Genomic DNA, 17,615 nt, shown 5'->3' on the forward strand with positions numbered 1-17,615 from the left:
CGCCGATTGTCGAGGGGTTCATCGCCGCAGTCGCACCAGGCGGTCGGTCGCCTGCAGGGGGTCGAACAGCACCCCGAGCCCGCAGCGCACCAGCAGCGCATGCACTCCCAGACAGATCGCGATCACGGCCGCCGTCAGCACGATGGGGCCGATAGCTTCGAGCACCGGCGTCGTCCTCCATCCCGCAGCATCCAGCCCCGCATCGATGAGCGCGAGCGGCATCATGTGCAGCACGTAGATCGGCAGGGTCCGCTGTCCGATCCAGCGCAGTGGTCGCGCGATCGCACCCGCATGCCGGTCGAGGAGCACGCTGAGCGACACCCCGAAGGCCACGGCGATCAGCGCGAGCGCCGGCCACACCCCCGGCAGCAGGCGGATGGCGAGCCCCGCCACGACCGCCAGGCCCCCGACGTACACGGCCGCGAGCGCGAGAGCACCGCCGACTCCGACGCTCTTCGCGAAGCGTTCGACCACCGCGCGCAGCCGCAGCCCGACGAGGAAGAAGAACAGGTTCTGCACCAGCTGCCACAGGTTGCCGAGGTCGGGGATGACCCCGGACCCTGCGATCGCCGCGATCACGAATGCGACGGCCAACACGGCGACGGTCGGGAGTCCGCGGGTCAGGCGACCGATCGCCAGATACACCGCGAGCGCGAGCAGATACCAGAGGTTCGTCGGACTGATGGTCAGCTGTGCGAGCAGCTCCCACCCGTTGGTCGCCCGAGCCGTGTCGAAGTCGGGCGTCAGTGCGAGCACGAACGTCTGGATGAGCACCCAGACGACATAGAGCAGCGAGAGCCGTGCGGCCCGCCGCCGCCACGAGCTCCCGTCGTCGGCGAGCACCGCCCGCGCAGCGAACATCCCGGAGACCAGGAAGAACAGCGGGATCCGCAGCGGCAGCAGCTGGGCGTTCAGCGTCGCCCAGACGTCGGTCACGGGGCCAGCACCCGCGACGCCGATCGCATGCTTGGTCACCACATGCCACAGCACGACCAGGATGATGCAGATGCCCTTCGCGACATCGGGCCATCCGACGCGAGAGGTGGAAGCCGCCGTCACGATGCCGCGCGCACGAGCCGTGCCACCAGGTCGACATAGGTCACGCCCACCGCCGCGAACATCCGCGGCACCTGCGACGCAGCCGTCAGACCCGGCATGGTGTTCACCTCGTTCAGCACCGGGCCACGCTCGGTGAGGAAGAAGTCCATCCGCGCGACCCCATCGCATCCGAGGGCGTCGAAAACCGCGATCGCCGCCCGCTTGAGCGCCGCCACCTCGGCCGCGTCGAGCTGCGCCGGAACCGTGAACCGCGCACTGCCGTCGTACTTCGTCGCGGTGTCGAAGAGCCCTGTCGCATGGATCTCCAGCGGCGGCGCCGCCCAGCGGATGCCGCCCTTCTCGCGCAGCACCGCGACGTCGATCTCCCGCCCCCGCACGACCTCTTCGACCAGGATCCGCCGGTCGAAGCGCGCCGCTTCGCGCAGTGCCGCGAGCAGTTCACCCTCTTCGGTCACGAGACTCACTCCGTGGCTCGATCCGGCCGACACCGGCTTCACCACGACCTCTCTCTCGAACTCCACATCCCCGATGTCGTCCGCCGAGACGAGGCGACCGCGTGCGGTTCCCAGTCCGACGGCATCCGCCACCAGCTTCGTCGTCCACTTGTCCATGCCGATGGCCCCGGCGCGCAGCCCCGAACCCACCACGCGCACTCCGGCGAGCGCGCACAGCGCCGCGAGGGCGCCGTCTTCGCCGAGGGCGCCGTGCACCGCGGGGAAGACCACGTCGGTGCGGGCGAGCAGCGGGAGTGCCAGCGCGAGCGACTCGGCTGCGGACTCCCCGGTCGGCAGACCGTCGACGCGCCAGATCCCGTCACGGTCGATCGTCGCTGTCGTGACCTCGTGATCGCCCATCCGCAGGGCTGCGGCGACCGCGGCGGCTGACGCCAGTGACACCTCGTGCTCGGCGTTCTGCCCGCCGCCGATGACCAGCACCTTCGTCGTCATGCGACGCTCCTCTGCACTCGCGTTCCGATTCCGGTGACGATGGCGTGCGGGATCGTGTCCGCCCACCGCGCCCACTCCTGCACCGAGGGCACCGGCCCTCCCTCCGGCCCGAACACGGTCGCGACCGTGCCCCGCGGGACCAGCACCGTGCCCGTGTCGACCACGATCTGGTCCATCGACACCCTGCCGACGATCGGATGCCGCATCCCGCCGATCTCCAGCCCTGCGCCGGATGCGAGCTCGCGCGGGATGCCGTCGGCGTATCCGACCCCGACCACGGCCAGATGCGTCTCCCGGTCGGTGTGGTGTGCGCCCCCATAGCCGACGGCCGTCCCCGCCGGCACGAGAGCGCTGTGCACGACGGGTGCGGTCCACCGCGAAGCGCCGACCAGCGCGGTCGTCTCCGAGGGATCGATGCCGACCAGACCCGCACCGACCCGGACCATCCCGAAGTGGGTCGACGGATCGGTCAGCGCACCGGACGTCGCTGCGAGGTGCACGAGCACCGGGCCCAGGCCCGCCCGCAGCACGGCGTCTCGCCCCTGTCGTATGCGCAGCACCGCGGCCGCGTTCGCCGCGGGATCGGCCTCGTCCGCTCGCGGCAGGTGTCCCATCACTCCCACGACTTCGACCCTGCCGCGGCCGACGCGCGCCAGCCGAAGCAGCTCCGGCCATTCGGCGAGCGGAGACCCGCCGCGAGCCATCCCGGTGTCCAGGTGAAGGTGCACGCGCACCGGGGAGGAGGCGTCGGCGATCAGCTGGCGCAGCTCTTCGACCGAGCCGACCGCGATGTCGATGCCATGCCTGGCTGCCGCCTCAGCGTCGATGCCGGCCGGGTTGAGCCACGACAGTATCGGCACCTCGAGTCCGGCTTCACGGAGCGCGACCGCCTCGGCGACCTGCGTCACCCCGAGCCATTCGGCGCCGGCGGCGACCGCGGCCTTCGCCACGGTGACGGCGCCGTGCCCGTAGCCGTCGGCCTTCACCACGGCCATGATCGGCACGGCGGCCCCCGCCTGCACGCGCCGCATGTTCTCGGCGACGGCATCGGGGAGCGTGCACAGCGTCGGTGCGTGCAGGCGCGAGAGGATCGCGCGCTGGGGGGAGAGAAGAGTGGTCATCGCTTCGTCCTCGGATCCTGGGTCGGGTCGGCGAGCATCTCGGGGCAGCCGTCGTGGATGGCTTCCGGGCGCAGCTCGTAGTGCCACGATTCGTTGGCGTAGATCTGGCACAGTCCGTAGCGCGATCCGCGCTGCACGAGCCAGTCGAGCGCCGACCACGGGCCGAGGTCGACGGCATAGCCCGTCACATGCTCCGAGGTCTCCGGGGTGGCCACCCAGCGTCGCGCCTCGGCCTCCGAGCCGTACTGGACGATCGCGTCCTGCAGCGTCTTCTCCTGCAGCGCGGGTGAGCGCCATCCGCTGTTCACACGGAATTCGACTCCGTCATCCGCAGCGTCCGATGCCGCCCGCTGCAGCGCGTCGAGCAACGCCCGATCGAGCTTGCCGACAGCGGGGCGGTCCTCGTCGAAGACGGTGGGCTGCTCGCCCTCGCGGATCACGCCGTCCGCCTCGCTCGGGGCGATGACCGAGCCGGGCACCTGGCCGCTCGGCACGGGGGTGGAGGCCGGCGACGGACCCGTGTGCGCCGTGTCGGCGAACGCCACAGACAGAGACTGCTGCACGGCGAAAGCGAGGATCACTGCCCCGGCGAGCGCGATCGCTGTGACGATGACTCGACGACGGCGACGAACTCGCGGCGCCGATGAAGTGGTGGGGGTGTTCATGCTCCCAGTCAAGAAGGAAGCCGGTTGCCAGGGCGTATGCGCTTTTGCATATGCTGCCGATATGCCGCACTGCGTAGGATCGCAGCCATGCGTGTACTGATCGTCGAGGACGAGCCCTACCTCGCCGAGGCGGTACGCGATGGGCTGCGCCTGGAAGCGATCGCCGCCGACATCGCGGGCGACGGCGACACCGCCCTCGAGCTGCTGAGCATCAACTCCTATGACATCGCCGTGCTCGATCGCGATGTGCCCGGCCCTTCCGGCGATGACATCGCCCGGTGGATCGTGGCCTCGGGCAGCGGTATCCCGATCCTTATGCTCACCGCCGCCGATCGCCTCGACGACAAGGCGACCGGCTTCGAGATCGGTGCCGACGACTACCTGACCAAGCCGTTCGAACTCCGCGAGCTGGTACTGCGACTGCGTGCCCTCGACCGGCGCCGACAGCGTAGCCGTCCGCCCGTTCTCGAGGTCGCGGGCCTGCGTCTGGACCCCTTCCGCCGAGAGGTGTACCGTGACGACCGCTACGTCGCCCTGACCCGCAAGCAGTTCGCCGTGTTGGAGGTGCTGGTCGATGCCGAGGGCGGAGTGGTCAGCGCCGAGGAACTGCTGGAGCGGGCCTGGGACGAGAACGCCGACCCGTTCACGAACGCGGTGCGCATCACGGTCTCGTCTCTGCGCAAGCGCCTGGGTGAGCCGTGGCTGATCCTCACCGTTCCGGGCGTCGGGTACCGGATCGGGACGGATGCCGATGCCTAGGCGCCGCGGGATGAGCGCCCGCCTGAAGCTCACGCTCAGCTATGCGGCGGTCGTGCTGGTATCCGGACTCCTGCTCCTCGCCGCGGTGGCCCTGTATCTGCTGCGGTACGTGCCGGATGTGCAGCTCCCCTACTTCGATTTCTTCGTGCCGAACCGCTCCGACCTGATCAGGGCGTTCGTGCCGGTCGCCTCGATCGTCATGGTGGTGCTTCTCGCGCTGGGCCTCGGCGGAGGGTGGCTGCTGGCCGGACGCATGCTGGCGCCACTCACACGCATCGGCGACGCCGCGCGGCTGGCGGCGCAGGGATCGCTCTCGCACCGGGTCGCGCTCGCCGGCCCGCGCGACGAGTTCCGCGACCTCGCCGACGTCTTCGACTCGATGCTCGAACAGCTCGAGGCCCATGTCGCGGAGCAGCAGCGGTTCGCTGCAAATGCCTCGCACGAGCTGCGGACTCCGTTGGCGATCTCGCAGACCCTTCTCGAGGTCGCCCGCGAGGATCCCGACCGCGACGTCGATGCACTGATCTCTCGTCTGCAGGAGGTCAACACCCGTGCGATCGACCTGACCGAGGCGCTGCTGCTGCTCAGCCGCGCGGATCGCAGGACGTTCTCGCGCGAGATCGTCGACCTCTCGCTCCTCGCGGAAGAGGCCGTGGAGGCGCTGGTGCCTCTCGCCGATCGCCGTGGGGTCGCCGTGGAGGTGGGAGGTGTTCCGGCACCGGTGCTCGGATCGTCCGCGCTCCTGCCGCAGCTGGTCACGAACCTCGTGCTCAACGCGATCGTGCACAACCTGTCATCCGGCGGGTCGGTGGCCGTGCGCACGCACTCGCTGCCCCATGCGGTCGCGCTGGTCGTCGAGAACACCGGCGACCCGCTCCCGGCTCACCGTGTCGCGACGCTCATCGAGCCGTTCCAGCGCGGAGCCGAGCGCACCCGCGATGACGATCACGCGGGGGTCGGGCTCGGCCTCGCGATCGTCGACCGCATCACGCAGGCGCACGGAGGCACGCTGGTGCTCACCCCGCGGACGGACGGCGGTCTGATCGTGACGGTGTGGCTGCCGCATCCGTACCCGGCGGCGACGCCCGCCTGACCCGACCGTCGTCCGCGCGACTCAGGCCACGCGGGGGTCGCGCGTCGCGGCGAGCTCGCGGCCGTAGGTGCGGGCGTCGGACTCGGCGTTCTCCTTGAGTTCGCGCGCGGTGTCGGCGAAGGCGTCGAGCGCCGGGTTCACACCGACGAGCGTGAACGGACGCTGCACGACGCGCAGGTCGAGGCCCCAGACGTCTTCGAGCACGCGGCGCAGCCATCCGGTCGAGTGGTCCCAGCCCTCCTTGGGCGAGCCGGCCGCATAGTTGCCGCCGAGCACCGTGACGAGTGTTGCGGGCTTGCCGTTCAGCGCGGTGCCGGTCGGGTCGATGCGCGAGTCGGTGTACGACAGGTCGAACCAGGTCTTGAAGTGCTGCGAGACGCCGTAGTTGTACAGCGGCACCGCGAACAGCAGCGCATCGGCGCCGATGAGCTCGTCGGCGAACTGCGTGGCGAGAGCACGGGCGTCGTTCTGGGCGGGAGTGCGCTGGGCCTCGTCGACGAAGCCGCCGGTCACGGCATCCGCCCAGGCGGTCGCAGGTACAGGGTCGCTCGCCAGGTCGCGGCGGGTGACGGTGGAGTCGGGGTGGGACGCGGTCCACTCGGCCTCGACGATGTCGGCGAGCGCACGGCTGGCGGACGACGCGGGAAGGATGCTGGCATCCAGGCGGAACAAGGACATGGGCCTACCTCTCATATTCGTAGTCGCTAGGTTTTTCTTAGCGACATCGGTTAACGTAGCACGGGTAGGATGGGGCCATGTCCGAGGTCGACGAAGAGCGTCAGGTGTGCGACGTTGCCGTCACACTGGCTTTCAGCGTGCTCGGCAAACGGTGGAACGGCATGATCGTGTCATCGCTCGGCGGTGGGCCATCGACCTTCGTCGCCCTGCGACGCAGCGTCGGCGGGATCAGCGACACCGTGCTCTCCGACCGCCTGGCAGAACTCGCCGACGCCGGACTCGTCGCCCGCACGGTCGATCCCGGCCCGCCGGTCGCCGTGTCGTACGCGCTCACCGCCAGCGGCGAGGGGCTGCTGCCGATCCTCGACCAACTCGGTCAGTGGGCGTCGGCGAACCTCGCCGAACGCGCCCACTGACCCGCGCGACCGCGAGTCACCAGGGGCTGGGCTCGTAGTCCTTCAGGAACACACCCTGCACGTCTTCGCCGGCCTCGCCGCGCACGATCGGGTCGTACACGCGGGCAGCGCCGTCGACCAGGTCGAGCGGGGCGTGGAAGCCCTCCTCAGCAAGTCGCACCTTCGTGTAGTGCGGGCGCTCGTCGGTGATCCAGCCGGTGTCGACGGCGGTCATCAGGATGCCGTCGGTCTCGAGCATCTCGCCGGCGCTCGTGCGCGTGAGCATGTTGAGCGCTGCCTTGGCCATGTTCGTGTGCGGGTGCCCCGGCCCCTTGTAGCGGCGCGAGAACTGGCCCTCCATCGCCGAGACGTTCACGACGTACTTGCGGCGGGAATCGGATGCCGCCATCGACGCGCGCAGGCGGCTGATCAGCAGGAACGGCGCCGTGGTGTTCGCGAGCTGCACCTCGAGCATCTCGAGCGGGTCGACCTGGTCGATCGACTGCACCCAGCTGTTGACGCTGTTCACGTCGGGGACGAGCCCGCCCGCGTCGATCGCGGTGCCATCGGCGTGCTTCTCGAGCGAAGAGGATCCGGGGGCCATCGCGAGCCGCGCCAGGTCTTCGGCGGTGAGCGCCTGGCCACCCTGCTCGGCGACCGTGCCGCCGAGGGCTGCGACCGAGAGGAGCGGATGCGCGTCGACCGAGGCCTGCAACGCCTGCGGGTGCGGATCGGCCGTGTGCCCGAAGGTCTCCATCTCGGGCAGCGGTCCGTCGGGAAGCGGCTGCAGTTCAGCGTCCGCCAGCAGCGAGTACGAACCCGGCGAGCGCCGCACGGTCTGCGCGGCGTTGTTGATCAGGATGTCGAGTGGGCCTTGGGCTGCGACCGAGTCGGCGAGGCCGATCACCTGAGCGGGATCACGCAGGTCGATGCCGACCACGCGCAGACGGTGCAGCCACTCGGCCGAATCCGGCAGGGCCGAGAAGCGGCGCACGGCGTCGCGGGGGAACCGGGTCGTGATCGTGGTGTGCGCGCCGTCGCGCAGCAGCCTCAGCGCGATGTGCATGCCGATCTTGGCGCGGCCGCCGGTGAGCAGGGCGCGCTTTCCGGTGAGGTCGGTGCGGGCGTTGCGCTTGCCGTGGCTGAAGCGGGCGCAGTCCGGGCAGAGCTGGTGGTAGAACGCGTCGACCTGCGTATACGGCTGCTTGCAGATGTAGCAGTTGCGGGGCTTGAGCAGCTCGCCGGCGATCGGGGCATCCGTGACGCTGGTCGCGAGGTCATGCCCGCGGGTCTCGTCGTCGATGCGGTCGGGGGCACCCGTGGCCGTGCGGGCGACCACGGCCCGGTCGGCGTCTGCGATGGCGTCGCGGATCTCCTTGCGGCGCACGCGCTTGACGGCCTTGAACATCGCGGCAGTGGCATGACGCACGGCGACGAAATCGGGATGCTCGTTGTCGATCTGGTGCAGCTCTGCCAGCACGCGCAGTGTCGTGGCGAGATCGTCGGGGTCGACGCCCGGTCCGAGGTCGGGTGCAGCGTCGGAGGGGGCGTCGGTCATTGTGCCGATTTTACGCCAGTGCCCTGGGGGTACGCCCGACGCCCCGGCATCCGCCCCTCCCGCACTCGCCTCCCGCCCGCGACTCCCGCCCGCAACCCCGCCGAGTGCACGGCTTGTCGTCGAGTGCACGGCTTGCCGACGCAGGGAAGCCGTGCACTCGACAGGTTCCCGTGCACTCGACCGCGACCGAACGCGGATGCCTGAACCTCGACCTTGAGATGCCTGGGTCGCCGTGCTCGACGACACCTGCGGCAACCTCATCCAGCTGATCCAGATGAAGGCCGCCTGACCGCGGCTACGCGATCCCGCCGCCGTCCACGACGAGCGCCGACCCCGTGACGTACGAGGAGTCGTCGCTCGCCAGCCAGACCACGGCCTGAGCGACCTCGCCCGGTTCACCCATGCGACGCAGCGGACGGTCGGCGGCCTCCGCGAGGAAGGCGTTCGTGTCCTGCGCGAGCTGGCGGGCCTCTTCGCGCAGCATCCCGGTGTTCACATCTCCCGGGTTGACCGAGTTCACGCGGATACCGGCGGGCCCGTGGTCGATCGCCAGCGCACGGGTCATGTTGACCACGGCGCCCTTCGAGGCGCAGTACGAGATGGCTTGACCGCCACCCTTGAGGCCCCAGCCCGATCCGGTGTTGATGATCGAGCCGCCTCCGGCCGCCTCCATGACCGGCACGATGTGCTTGCACATCAGGAATATCGAGCGCACGTTCACCCCGAAGACGCGGTCCCACTCCTCGACGGTCGTCTCGACCGCGGTGGTGCGACGGATGATCCCGGCGTTGTTGAAGACGACGTTCACTCCGCCGAGCTCCGCGAGAGAGGTGGCGATGACGCGTTCGATGTCAGGCTCGCTGGCCACGTCAGCCGCGATCGCGATAGCGGTGCCGCCGGCCGCGCGGATCTCTTCCGCGACGGCTTCGGCCGCGTCCGCGTTCAAATCGACGACGGCGACAGCCGCGCCCTCGGCAGCGAGCGCGAGCGACGTGGCACGACCGATCCCGCCGGCGCCGCCGGTGACGATGGCCTTCTTGTTCTCGAGACGCATGGGGTGTCCTTTCGGGTTCGTTCAGGGGGTCAGTTCGGGGCACTCACGGCGTACAGGCTGCTGGTGCCGACGCCGGTGACGATGCGGACGTGTCCGGCGAGTCTCGCATCGAGTTCCGGGTCACCCGTGTCGACGAGGAGCGGGCGACCGTGCAGATCGATGAGCTTCTGCTCGGGGGCGACGACGAGGAGTGGATCGTCGCCGATGGCGCGCAGGACGGATGCCGAGAGCTGCTGGTTGCCACGGCCGAGCAGGAATCCCTGCCCACCGATCACGGTGATGACCGCCTGTGCGGGGCCCGACGCGATCTCGGCGAGGAGCTCCTGCTCGCTCGCGCCGCGGACGACGGCGGCTCCGTCGAGGACGACGTCGACACCGAGCGGTGACCCTTCGACGCCGAGTTGTCCGGCGATCTCGGCGGTCGTGCCGCCCGGCCCGAGCAGATAGCGGACGCCAGGCAGCATGCGTGCGACGGCACCACGGGCCGCGGCTTCGACCGCCGCAGCCTCGGTCACGGGCGTCGGCGCCTTGCGCGCCTGGGTGCGCCCGGTCCGGTACGGCACTCGCAGCATGCCGTACAGCGTGGGGTCGACGCGGGCGCGGCGCATCGCGGCCTCATCGATGTCGAGCACCTCGCGCTCGTCGGTGGGAAGCCCGCCGTGATCGATCCAGTCCGCAGCGATGGCTCCGGCTGCGCGCGGGCTGACCGCGAACACGGGCGAGTACATCTTCACTCCGGCCGGGACTCCGAGCACGGCCGGTTTCTCCACCGCCTGATCCTCTTCATTCAGGAGCACCTGTCGGGAGGTTCCCTCCGCAGCCACGGAATCGCCGCCATATCTTCCGACAGCCGTCCCGCCGCCCGACGGATGCTCCGCCGCCCCGAGCCCCGCGACAGCATCCCGCAATGTCCCGTCCCCGCCGACCACGAGGATCAGCTCGGCCCCGGATGCCCAGAGCGCCGTCACCGCACGCGACGTGTCCGCAGCCTCCGTCGCCCCCTCCGCCTTCCCCGCCCGCGCCCCCTCATCCCCGCTGAGTGCACCGGCTATCGCCGAGTGCACCGGATCTCGACGTGAAGAGGCCGTGCACTCGGCGGCAAGCCGTGCACTCGGCGACCCCGGCCACACCACACGCGGCACGAGACCCGCGGCACGCACCGCGTCGGCTCCCATCGCACCGGCAGCGGTCGCCACCACGAGCCCCGGATGCCGCTCCGCGAGTGTCGTCAGGGCGAGGACCGCCCGCTCCTGGGCACGCGAACGGGCACCGCGCGCGAGGGCGAGGCGCTGCACGTCCGCACCGTCGGAACCGGCGAGACCCGCAGGCCCGCCAACACCGGCGACAGGGTTGACGACGAGTCCGATCACGACGCGACGGACTCCGCGGGGAAGTACTTGCGCTGATACGCGCGCCACGTGATCGCCCACCGGTCGGGGTCGTCCAGGTCGTCGTGGTGCGTGTGGTGCACGGTCTGGTTGTGCGGGGCGGTGCGCACCACCTCTGGGGTCTCTCGTGCTTCGCGTGCCACTTCGGCGAGGGTCGCCACGTACTCGTCGAGTTCGACCATCGAGTATGACTCCGTGGGTTCGAGCGTGAACGGCTGCGGCACCACGTAGGGGTGGTGGCTGGTCCAGTAGTGCATGCCGAAATCGGTCATGCGCACGCCGATCTCCTCCGAGGAGATGCCCGTGTCCTGGAACAGCTCGTCCCACGAGTAGCGCACCTGTTCGATGCGGCGGCGGCCGGTGGCGTACGGGGCCGACGCTCCGGGGATCGCCAAGACACGAGCCATCAGGTAGTTGTTGTTCAGCACGGCGGTCTCGGCGGCGGCGAGCAGCCCTTCGGCCCCCAGCGCCATGATCCACGAGTAGGCCTTCACGAGCGCGGGGATGACTCCGAAGAACGGCCCCACCGCCCCGATCGAGACCTCGCCCCCCTCGGCCACCGCGAACGTCCCGTCGTCGGCCCGCACCACCCGCGGTCCTGGCAGGAACGGTGCCAGCGCCGCGCTCACGGCGTTCGCGCCCGAACCGGGTCCGCCGCTGCCGTGCGGGGTACCGAAGGTCTTGTGCAGATTGAAGTGGCACACGTCGAAGCCGGCGTCACGGGCACGGGTGACGCCGAGGATGCCGTTCGCGTTGGCCTGGTCGTACGAGGCGAGGGCGCCGACGGCGTGCGCGGCATCCACCCATTCCCGGATCGCCGGGTTGTAGATCCCGGTGTCCTCGGGGTTGGTGACCATGATCGCCGCGGTGCGGGGCGACAGCGCGGCCTTCAGCGCGTCGAGCGACGGGTAGCCCTCGGCGTCGGGGTAGACCGTGATGACCTCGTACCCTGCGGCCTTCGCGGCGGCAGCGTTCGAGGGGTGGCTGAAGATCGTGGTGATGACCTCTCGGCGCTGCTCACCCTCGCCGTTGGCCTCGTGGAAGGCGCGGATCATGGCGATGTTCGCCCAGATCGCGGCCGAACCGCCCTGCGTGTGCAGCGAGACCTCGTCCATGCCGGAGATCTCGGCGAGCATCCGCTCGAGCTGCCAGACGATCTCGAGAACGCCCTGCGCGTCGGCCGGGTCCTGATGCGGGTGCATCGCGGTGAGCTGCGGGGTGTTCGCGAGCTGGTCGTTGATCTTCGGCGCGTACTTCATGGTGCAGGTGCCCTGACCGATGTCGACGTTGAAGTCGGCGCCGAGGTTCTCCTGCGACAGACGCAGATAGTGCTTGAGCACGCGCATCTGCCCCATCTCGGGCAGTTTCGGCTTGGCGGCACGGCGCAGCGAGGCTGGCAGCGCGGCGACCACGTCGCCCACCACCTCGCGCACCCCGGGCTCGAGCTGCGAGACCAGTACGCCGCGCTCGCCGGGCGTGGTGAGCTCGAAGATTATCGGCTCGTCCCAGCGGGCCTGCTGGAAGCGGCGCAGCGCGGGCTTCGGGGCGACGGGGAGGCTCATCGGTTCTGCTCCTTCGCAGCCTGGTGTGATGCACGGGATGAAGAGGCGTCGGATGCCGTGACCTCGGCGAGCGCGCCGGCCAGGGTGTCGATGTCGGCCTGGGAGGTGAGTTCGGTGACGCAGACGAGCAGGCGGTGCTCCCCCACGACGACGCCGGGTTCGATGCCCTGGGCGCGGAGCGCGGAGACGACCACGTCGGCCCTGACCCCGGCGAAGGTCACCGTGAATTCGCGCAGGTGCACGGCGTCATCGTCGAGCGAGACACCGGGCACCGCGGCGAGCGCTTGCTGCGCGTACCGGGTGCGGGCGAGCAGCACTTCGCCGAGTTCGGCCATGCCGGCGGGTCCCATCAGCGCGAGGTAGACCCCGGCGGCGATGCCCCAGAGGGCCGCGGCCGTGCCGACCCACTCCTTTCCCTCCTCGCGGTGCGCGAACGAGGTGCGGTCGTACGCCACGTCGCCGAAGCCGTATTCGCCGGGCACGTCGGTGGTCGCGAGTCCGAAGAGCCGGGACGGCATCTCCATCACGAAAGCGGGGTCGTCATGCACGGCGATGAAGCCGCCGTGGGCGCCGCCGAACCACTGGTGCAGGCCGAGGGACTGGATGTCGCCGGTGACGATGTCGGCTCCCGAGGCCGAGGGCGGGGTGAGGATGCCGTAGCCGATGGGGTCGGTGCCGACCACGAGCACGGCACCTGCCGCGTGTGCGGCATCCGCGATCTCCTGCAGTGCCGCTTCGACCGCGCCGGTGGCGCTGGGCGTCTCGACCCAGACCGCGGCCACCGTGTCGTCGAGCGCCGCACGGATCGCATCGACGTCAGCCGTTCCGCCCACTGTCGGCAGGTGTTCGAGCGTCAGGTGCGCGCGGACGAAGTCGTGCACCTTGGCGAGCTTCGCCGGCAGCACGTCGCTGACGACGAGCACCCGTCCACGGCCGGTCAGGCGCCCGGCCATCGCGAGACCTGTCGCGGTCGCCTGATAGCCGTCGTACGTCGGCACGTTCACGACGTCCATCTCGAGCAGCTCGGCCATCAGCGACTGGTACTGGAACAGCGCCTGGAAGCGGCCGTGGTCCTCGTAGGGTTCGCCGGCATAGGCGGTCAGGAACTCGCTACGGCCGATGACCTCGTCGACGACCGCGGGCACATAGTGGTTGTAGGTACCCGCGCCGAGGAAGCTCAGCCGCTCCTCGGTCGAGCGGTTCTTCGCCAGCAGCCCGCGCACATGACGGGCGAGATCCTGCTCCGCGAGGAACGGCGTGGGCAGGTCGAGCGGCCGGCCGAGCCGAAGCGATTCCGGGATGTCGGCGTAGAACTCGTCGACCGACGCGGCACCGACGGCCGCGAGCATCGCCGCTCGCGACTCCGGGGCGGTGTTGGGGATGTACGGATGCACGAACGGGGCGGTCATGCGTCCTCCTTAACGGGGATCAGAGTGGCGAAGGGGATGGACTCGGCGCGGGGTGCGGCGAGCACGGCGACGCCGTAGCGGTCGAGCTCCAGTCGGCCCTCATGGCGGCTGCCGGTGAGCAGGTCGACCGCCGCGGAGGGGATCTCGAACGTGACGGGCGTGCGCCCATGGTTCAGATAGAACGTGTAGTCGGTGGTGTCGTCGGCGCGGGTGACGACCTCGACCTCGACGTCGGTGTGTTCGCGGGCAGGGAGGCCGGCGGTGCACAGCACGTCGCGAAACACCGGGATCAGGCCGGACGGGTCGAACATCGCGCTGACGTACCAGGCCGACCCTGCGCCCGCGGCACGACGGGTCACGGCGGGCAGCCCGTCGAGCTCGCCGCTGGCATAGGTCCCGCGCACCTCGACGTCGTCATCCACTTCGAGCCATTCGCTCCAGGACGGCACGGTCAGGGTCTCGCCGGCGTAGTCGATGTGCTCGGTCAGACCGTCGGCGATCGGCCACTGCTCGTCGACTTCGATGCCGAGCAGGTCGCGCAGCAGCCCTGGAGCTCCCCCGTCGTGCACCTTCTCGGTGGCATCCACCACTCCCGAGAACGGTCCGACCACGAGGTGCCCTCCCCGCTCCACGAAGGCACGCAGCGCGTCGGCCTGCGGCTGCTCCACGATGTAGAGGTTCGGCACCACGACCACGTCGTACGCGTCGAAGGGGCCCGTGGCGCGAACGGCATCCACCGGCTGGCCGAGCGTGTAGAGCGCTCGATGCCAGGCGCGCGCCTGCTGCGCCCACTGCAGCCTCTGCGAGGGCAGCGACTCGACGGCGCTGGTGCCCCACCACGAGTCCCAGTCCACGACCAGCGCGACCCGTGAGCGCACGCGGGTGCCGCGCACCTGCTCGAGCTTCTTCAGCTCGAGCCCCAGCGCCTTGGTTTCCTGGAAGCTGCGCGAGCGCTCTCCGCGGTGGCCGAGCATCGAGGAGTGGAACTTCTCCTGGCCGTACTTGGCCTGTCGCCACTGGAAGAACATCACCGCGTCGGAGCCGTGGGCTATGGCCTGCAGGCTTTCGATGCGGATCTTGCCCGGCGCCTTGGGCACGTTCACGTCGCGCCAGCTGGTCGCACTGGCCGACGATTCCAGCAGCAGCCACGGCTGACCGCCCTTGAGCGAGCGCATGAGCCCGTAGTTGAGGGCAGCGCCGACGTGCGAGGTCGGATCCGCGGGCTCGGGGTAAGCGTCGTCGGTCACCACGTCTTCGACCGCCGCGAAGTCCCAGTAGTCGAGGTCGCGGAACATGCTCATGAAGTTCGTCGTCACCGCGATGTCTGGGGTGACCTCGCGCAGCACGTCGATCTCCACCTGGAACAGCTCCAGCAGCGCGTCGGACGAGAAGCGCTCGAAGTCGAGCAGCTTGGTGGGGTTGATCGGGCCCGGCGCTTTCTTCGGCGTCTCGATGTGCTCCCACGAGGTGTAGCGCTGCCCCCACACGTTCACGCCCCACGCCTCGTTCAGGCCATCGAGGTCGCCGTAGCGATTCTGCAGCCAGCGGCGGAAGTGCCTGGCCGATTCGGGGCACCAACAGCGCGAGGTGTGATCGCCGTACTCGTTGGAGATGTGCCACATCGCGAGCCCGGGATGCGTGCCGTAGCGCTCGGCCATGGCCCTCGTCATCCGCGCGACGTTCTCCCGCCAGATCGGCGATGAGGGGCAGTAGGTCTGCCGGGAGCCGAACTCGAGGCGGTGTCCATCGGCGTCCCACGGCGCCATCTCCGGGTGCGCGCGCAGCAGCCACGACGGCGGGGTCGCGGTGGCGGTCGCGAGGTCGATCGCGATGCCCGCCTCCCAGAGCAGGTCGATGATGCGGTCGAGCCAGGCCCAGTCGAAGACCCCCGGTTCCGGTTCCAGCTGGGGCCAGCTGAAGATCGGCAGACTCACCATGTTCACGCCCGCTTCACCCATCAGGAGGATGTCTTCGTGCCAGGTCTGCTCCGACCACTGGTCGGGGTTGTAGTCGCCGCCGTAGGCGAGGGCGTCCAGGCGAACGCGTCGGGCGGGCTGGTCGCCACCGGGTGCGGGCACGAAGTCTCCTCTCTGAGTCGTCACCGGCCGATCCGGCGTTGCGCTGGCGCGAATCCGGGATCAGCTGTATTCTGTATACACACACTAGGACGTCGCCAGAGGCCCGTCAACCCATAGGCTGACGGGCAGGCGGCAGAAGAGGGGACGCATGGCGATCGAACGCAAGAACCTGCGCTCGCAGGTTCGGCAGGAGCTGCTGACCCGCATGCGTGCCGGACTCGTGCAGCCGGGCGAGGGCATCAACGAGGTCCAGCTCGCCACCGAACTCGGCGTCAGCCGCACTCCGCTGCGCGAAGCGCTCATCGCCTTGGAATCCGAGGGGCAGATCGAGAGCGAGAACGGCAAGGGCTTCCGGTTCGTCCCCCTCAGCGCCTCGGAGTTCCGCGATCTCGCCCCCGTTCTGGCGGCACTCGAGAGCCTCGCGCTCGAGCTGAGCCCACCCGACGAGCTGCGTCGCGTCGGCACGCAGCTCAAAGAGATGGCCGACTCCTTCGCCGACGAGCTCGTGGAGCACCAGCTCGTCATCACCAAGGACGACGAGTGGCACACCGTGATGCTGTCGGCCTGTCCGAACACCCGGCTCCTGGCCGTGATCGACAACGTGCGCAGCTCATTCCACCGCTACGAGTCACTGCTCGTCCCCGAAGACGTCAAGGTCGAGCGCGTCGCCGCCGAGCACGTCGAGATCGCCCGCCACCTCGCCGACGGTGACATCCCCGGCGCGGTCGAGGCCCTCAAGCTCAACTGGATGCACGGCATGCAGCGCATCCTCGACAACGCCACGAGCTCCTACTTCACCGCGTAGGCCCCGGTGAGCTCGCCGCTTCACCACCTCTTGCTCGCCGTTTCACCAGTTCTTGCTCGCCGTTTCACCAGCGCTTGCTCGCCGTTTCACCAGCGCTTGCTCGCCGTTTCACCAGGAGTCTTCGCGCTTTTTCGCCGCCGTCGGGAATCGCGGACCGGATGTGTCCGCGTTTCCCGGAAGAGTGAGTCCCACCACGAAGAAGGGGACTCCTCATGACAATCCTGGTCACAGGCGCAACCGGCACGGTCGGACGCCACATCGTCAGCCAACTGGTGGAACGCGGCGAGAGCGTTCGCGCGCTCACCCGTGATCCGCAGCGCGCGAACCTCCCCGAGGGCGTCGACGTCGTCCGCGGCGACCTCACCGACGCCGACGCGTTCCGTCGGGCCATCGAGGGCTGCGACGCTGTGCACTTCATCACGTTCAACGGCGAGTTCGGCGAGACGCTGACCAACGGCGCCGAGCTCGTCGCCGCGACGGCGGCGGCTGGTGTGCAGCGCGTGAGCGTGCTCGGCGGATGGGACGAGAGCACCCTCGAGCCGGCACTGCGCGAGAGCGAACTCGCCTGGGCGCTGCTGGCCCCGGTGGAGTTCATGTCGAACGCGCGTGAGTGGGCTCCGGAGGTCGTGTCCGACCGACGAGTGCGCACGCTGGCGGACTGGCCGAGCGCCATGGTGCACGAGGCCGACATCGCGGCAGTCGCCGTCGAGGTGCTGCTCGGCGCGCCCGCCGAAGGGCAGACGTACTACCTGACCGGGCCCGAGGCGCTGACCCCGGCCGAGCGCACCGCGCGCATCGCCGACGCCCTCGGCGAAGAGGTCACCTGGATCCGACTCACCGAAGACGAGGAGCGGGAGCGACTGCGCGCCTTCGGGTACGACGAGGGGTACGTCGAGTTCGGTGTCGAGCTGGCAAAGAATCCTCCCGAGATCGGGCAGGTGGTTCAGGACACGGTGACCCGCCTCACGGGTCGTCCCGGTCGCACGTTCGCGCAGTGGGCACGCGAGAACGTCGAGCTGTTCCGCGCCTGATCGGCACAAGCCG

16 protein-coding genes are annotated in these 17,615 nt (G+C 69.8%); 5 read left to right on the forward strand and 11 right to left on the reverse strand.

All coding sequences use genetic code 11. The annotated features are described in order from the left end of the window. Positions 1–18: 18 nt before the first annotated feature. Genes ACIQTX_RS18970 through ACIQTX_RS18985 form a run of 4 tightly spaced genes read right to left on the reverse strand, consistent with a single transcriptional unit; the run spans position 19 to position 3,792 of the window. The gene (locus tag ACIQTX_RS18970; protein ID WP_402975256.1) at positions 19–1,059 is read right to left on the reverse strand and encodes an acyltransferase family protein; all 1,041 of its coding nucleotides are present in this window, start codon (positions 1,057–1,059) and stop codon (positions 19–21) included. Beyond that, entirely contained in the window at positions 1,056–2,006 is a 951-nt protein-coding gene (locus ACIQTX_RS18975) for a D-alanine--D-alanine ligase (RefSeq protein WP_402975259.1), read from the reverse strand. Before ACIQTX_RS18975 ends, ACIQTX_RS18970 begins: the two co-directional genes overlap by 4 nt. Continuing rightward, complete coding sequence (gene alr, locus ACIQTX_RS18980) at positions 2,003–3,127, reverse strand: alanine racemase (protein WP_402975262.1); 1,125 nt, start codon at positions 3,125–3,127, stop codon at positions 2,003–2,005. The genes ACIQTX_RS18975 and alr overlap by 4 nt, the downstream gene beginning before the upstream one ends. Beyond that, entirely contained in the window at positions 3,124–3,792 is a 669-nt protein-coding gene (locus ACIQTX_RS18985; RefSeq protein ID WP_402975265.1) for a M15 family metallopeptidase, read from the reverse strand. Before ACIQTX_RS18985 ends, alr begins: the two co-directional genes overlap by 4 nt. 87 nt (positions 3,793–3,879) lie before the next feature. Between ACIQTX_RS18985 and ACIQTX_RS18990 the strand changes: the two genes are divergently transcribed. Further along, positions 3,880–4,551 (forward strand): response regulator transcription factor, encoded by a 672-nt coding sequence (locus tag ACIQTX_RS18990; protein WP_402975267.1) that lies wholly within the window; start codon positions 3,880–3,882, stop codon positions 4,549–4,551. Between the two features lie 10 nt (positions 4,552–4,561). Next, on the forward strand, positions 4,562–5,644 hold the full coding sequence (locus ACIQTX_RS18995) for a sensor histidine kinase (RefSeq protein ID WP_402975270.1): 1,083 nt from the start codon (positions 4,562–4,564) through the stop codon (positions 5,642–5,644). Between the two features lie 21 nt (positions 5,645–5,665). Here ACIQTX_RS18995 and ACIQTX_RS19000 read toward each other — a convergent pair whose 3' ends face one another. Next, positions 5,666–6,322 (reverse strand): FMN-dependent NADH-azoreductase, encoded by a 657-nt coding sequence (locus tag ACIQTX_RS19000; RefSeq protein ID WP_402975273.1) that lies wholly within the window; start codon positions 6,320–6,322, stop codon positions 5,666–5,668. 77 nt (positions 6,323–6,399) lie between these two features. Between ACIQTX_RS19000 and ACIQTX_RS19005 the strand changes: the two genes are divergently transcribed. Continuing rightward, the gene (locus ACIQTX_RS19005; RefSeq protein ID WP_402975276.1) at positions 6,400–6,738 is read left to right on the forward strand and encodes a winged helix-turn-helix transcriptional regulator; all 339 of its coding nucleotides are present in this window, start codon (positions 6,400–6,402) and stop codon (positions 6,736–6,738) included. A gap of 16 nt (positions 6,739–6,754) precedes the next feature. On the opposite strand, the gene ACIQTX_RS19010 is transcribed toward ACIQTX_RS19005, so the two are convergent. The 6 genes from ACIQTX_RS19010 to ACIQTX_RS19035 form a co-directional block, all read right to left on the reverse strand. After that, a complete protein-coding gene (locus ACIQTX_RS19010) occupies positions 6,755–8,275 on the reverse strand; it encodes an SDR family NAD(P)-dependent oxidoreductase (RefSeq protein WP_105527279.1) in 1,521 nt (506 codons plus the stop codon). A 295-nt stretch (positions 8,276–8,570) separates the two neighbouring features. Then, positions 8,571–9,329, reverse strand: a complete 759-nt coding sequence (locus ACIQTX_RS19015) for an SDR family NAD(P)-dependent oxidoreductase (protein ID WP_402975280.1) — start codon at positions 9,327–9,329, stop codon at positions 8,571–8,573. A 29-nt stretch (positions 9,330–9,358) separates the two neighbouring features. Continuing rightward, positions 9,359–10,699, reverse strand: a complete 1,341-nt coding sequence (locus ACIQTX_RS19020; protein WP_402975283.1) for an ATP-NAD kinase family protein — start codon at positions 10,697–10,699, stop codon at positions 9,359–9,361. Continuing rightward, positions 10,696–12,279, reverse strand: coding sequence for an aminomethyl-transferring glycine dehydrogenase subunit GcvPB (gcvPB, locus tag ACIQTX_RS19025; protein ID WP_402975286.1), 1,584 nt, complete (start codon positions 12,277–12,279; stop codon positions 10,696–10,698). The genes ACIQTX_RS19020 and gcvPB overlap by 4 nt, the downstream gene beginning before the upstream one ends. Next, on the reverse strand, positions 12,276–13,688 hold the full coding sequence (gene gcvPA / locus ACIQTX_RS19030) for an aminomethyl-transferring glycine dehydrogenase subunit GcvPA (protein WP_402975289.1): 1,413 nt from the start codon (positions 13,686–13,688) through the stop codon (positions 12,276–12,278). Before gcvPA ends, gcvPB begins: the two co-directional genes overlap by 4 nt. Then, a complete protein-coding gene (locus ACIQTX_RS19035; protein ID WP_402975292.1) occupies positions 13,685–15,766 on the reverse strand; it encodes a beta-galactosidase in 2,082 nt (693 codons plus the stop codon). The genes gcvPA and ACIQTX_RS19035 overlap by 4 nt, the downstream gene beginning before the upstream one ends. 148 nt (positions 15,767–15,914) lie before the next feature. Here ACIQTX_RS19035 and ACIQTX_RS19040 point away from each other — a divergent pair, with 148 nt between their 5' ends. Both ACIQTX_RS19040 and ACIQTX_RS19045 read left to right on the forward strand, forming a co-directional pair. Then, positions 15,915–16,571 carry a GntR family transcriptional regulator gene (locus ACIQTX_RS19040; RefSeq protein ID WP_402975295.1) on the forward strand — a complete coding sequence of 219 codons (657 nt, stop codon included), beginning with the start codon at positions 15,915–15,917 and terminating at the stop codon, positions 16,569–16,571. Between the two features lie 212 nt (positions 16,572–16,783). Next, positions 16,784–17,602, forward strand: coding sequence for an SDR family oxidoreductase (locus ACIQTX_RS19045; RefSeq protein ID WP_402975298.1), 819 nt, complete (start codon positions 16,784–16,786; stop codon positions 17,600–17,602). Positions 17,603–17,615: the final 13 nt, after the last annotated feature.

The organism is Microbacterium sp. NPDC090281, assembly GCF_044769635.1.
In the GTDB taxonomy this organism is placed as follows: Bacteria; Actinomycetota; Actinomycetes; order Actinomycetales; family Microbacteriaceae; genus Microbacterium.

Bases quoted from the DNA above. Each gene is read 5' to 3' on its own strand.
- ACIQTX_RS18975 (WP_402975259.1), bottom strand. From the start codon at position 2,006: ATGACGACGAAGGTGCTGGTCATCGGCGGCGGGCAGAACGCCGAGCAC.
- alr (WP_402975262.1), bottom strand. From the start codon at position 3,127: ATGACCACTCTTCTCTCCCCCCAGCGCGCGATCCTCTCGCGCCTGCAC.
- ACIQTX_RS18985 (WP_402975265.1), bottom strand. From the start codon at position 3,792: ATGAACACCCCCACCACTTCATCGGCGCCGCGAGTTCGTCGCCGTCGT.
- ACIQTX_RS18990 (WP_402975267.1), top strand. From the start codon at position 3,880: ATGCGTGTACTGATCGTCGAGGACGAGCCCTACCTCGCCGAGGCGGTA.
- ACIQTX_RS18995 (WP_402975270.1), top strand. From the start codon at position 4,562: ATGAGCGCCCGCCTGAAGCTCACGCTCAGCTATGCGGCGGTCGTGCTG.
- ACIQTX_RS19000 (WP_402975273.1), bottom strand. From the start codon at position 6,322: ATGTCCTTGTTCCGCCTGGATGCCAGCATCCTTCCCGCGTCGTCCGCC.
- ACIQTX_RS19005 (WP_402975276.1), top strand. From the start codon at position 6,400: ATGTCCGAGGTCGACGAAGAGCGTCAGGTGTGCGACGTTGCCGTCACA.
- ACIQTX_RS19010 (WP_105527279.1), bottom strand. From the start codon at position 8,275: ATGACCGACGCCCCCTCCGACGCTGCACCCGACCTCGGACCGGGCGTC.
- ACIQTX_RS19015 (WP_402975280.1), bottom strand. From the start codon at position 9,329: ATGCGTCTCGAGAACAAGAAGGCCATCGTCACCGGCGGCGCCGGCGGG.
- gcvPB (WP_402975286.1), bottom strand. From the start codon at position 12,279: ATGAGCCTCCCCGTCGCCCCGAAGCCCGCGCTGCGCCGCTTCCAGCAG.
- gcvPA (WP_402975289.1), bottom strand. From the start codon at position 13,688: ATGACCGCCCCGTTCGTGCATCCGTACATCCCCAACACCGCCCCGGAG.
- ACIQTX_RS19040 (WP_402975295.1), top strand. From the start codon at position 15,915: ATGGCGATCGAACGCAAGAACCTGCGCTCGCAGGTTCGGCAGGAGCTG.
- ACIQTX_RS19045 (WP_402975298.1), top strand. From the start codon at position 16,784: ATGACAATCCTGGTCACAGGCGCAACCGGCACGGTCGGACGCCACATC.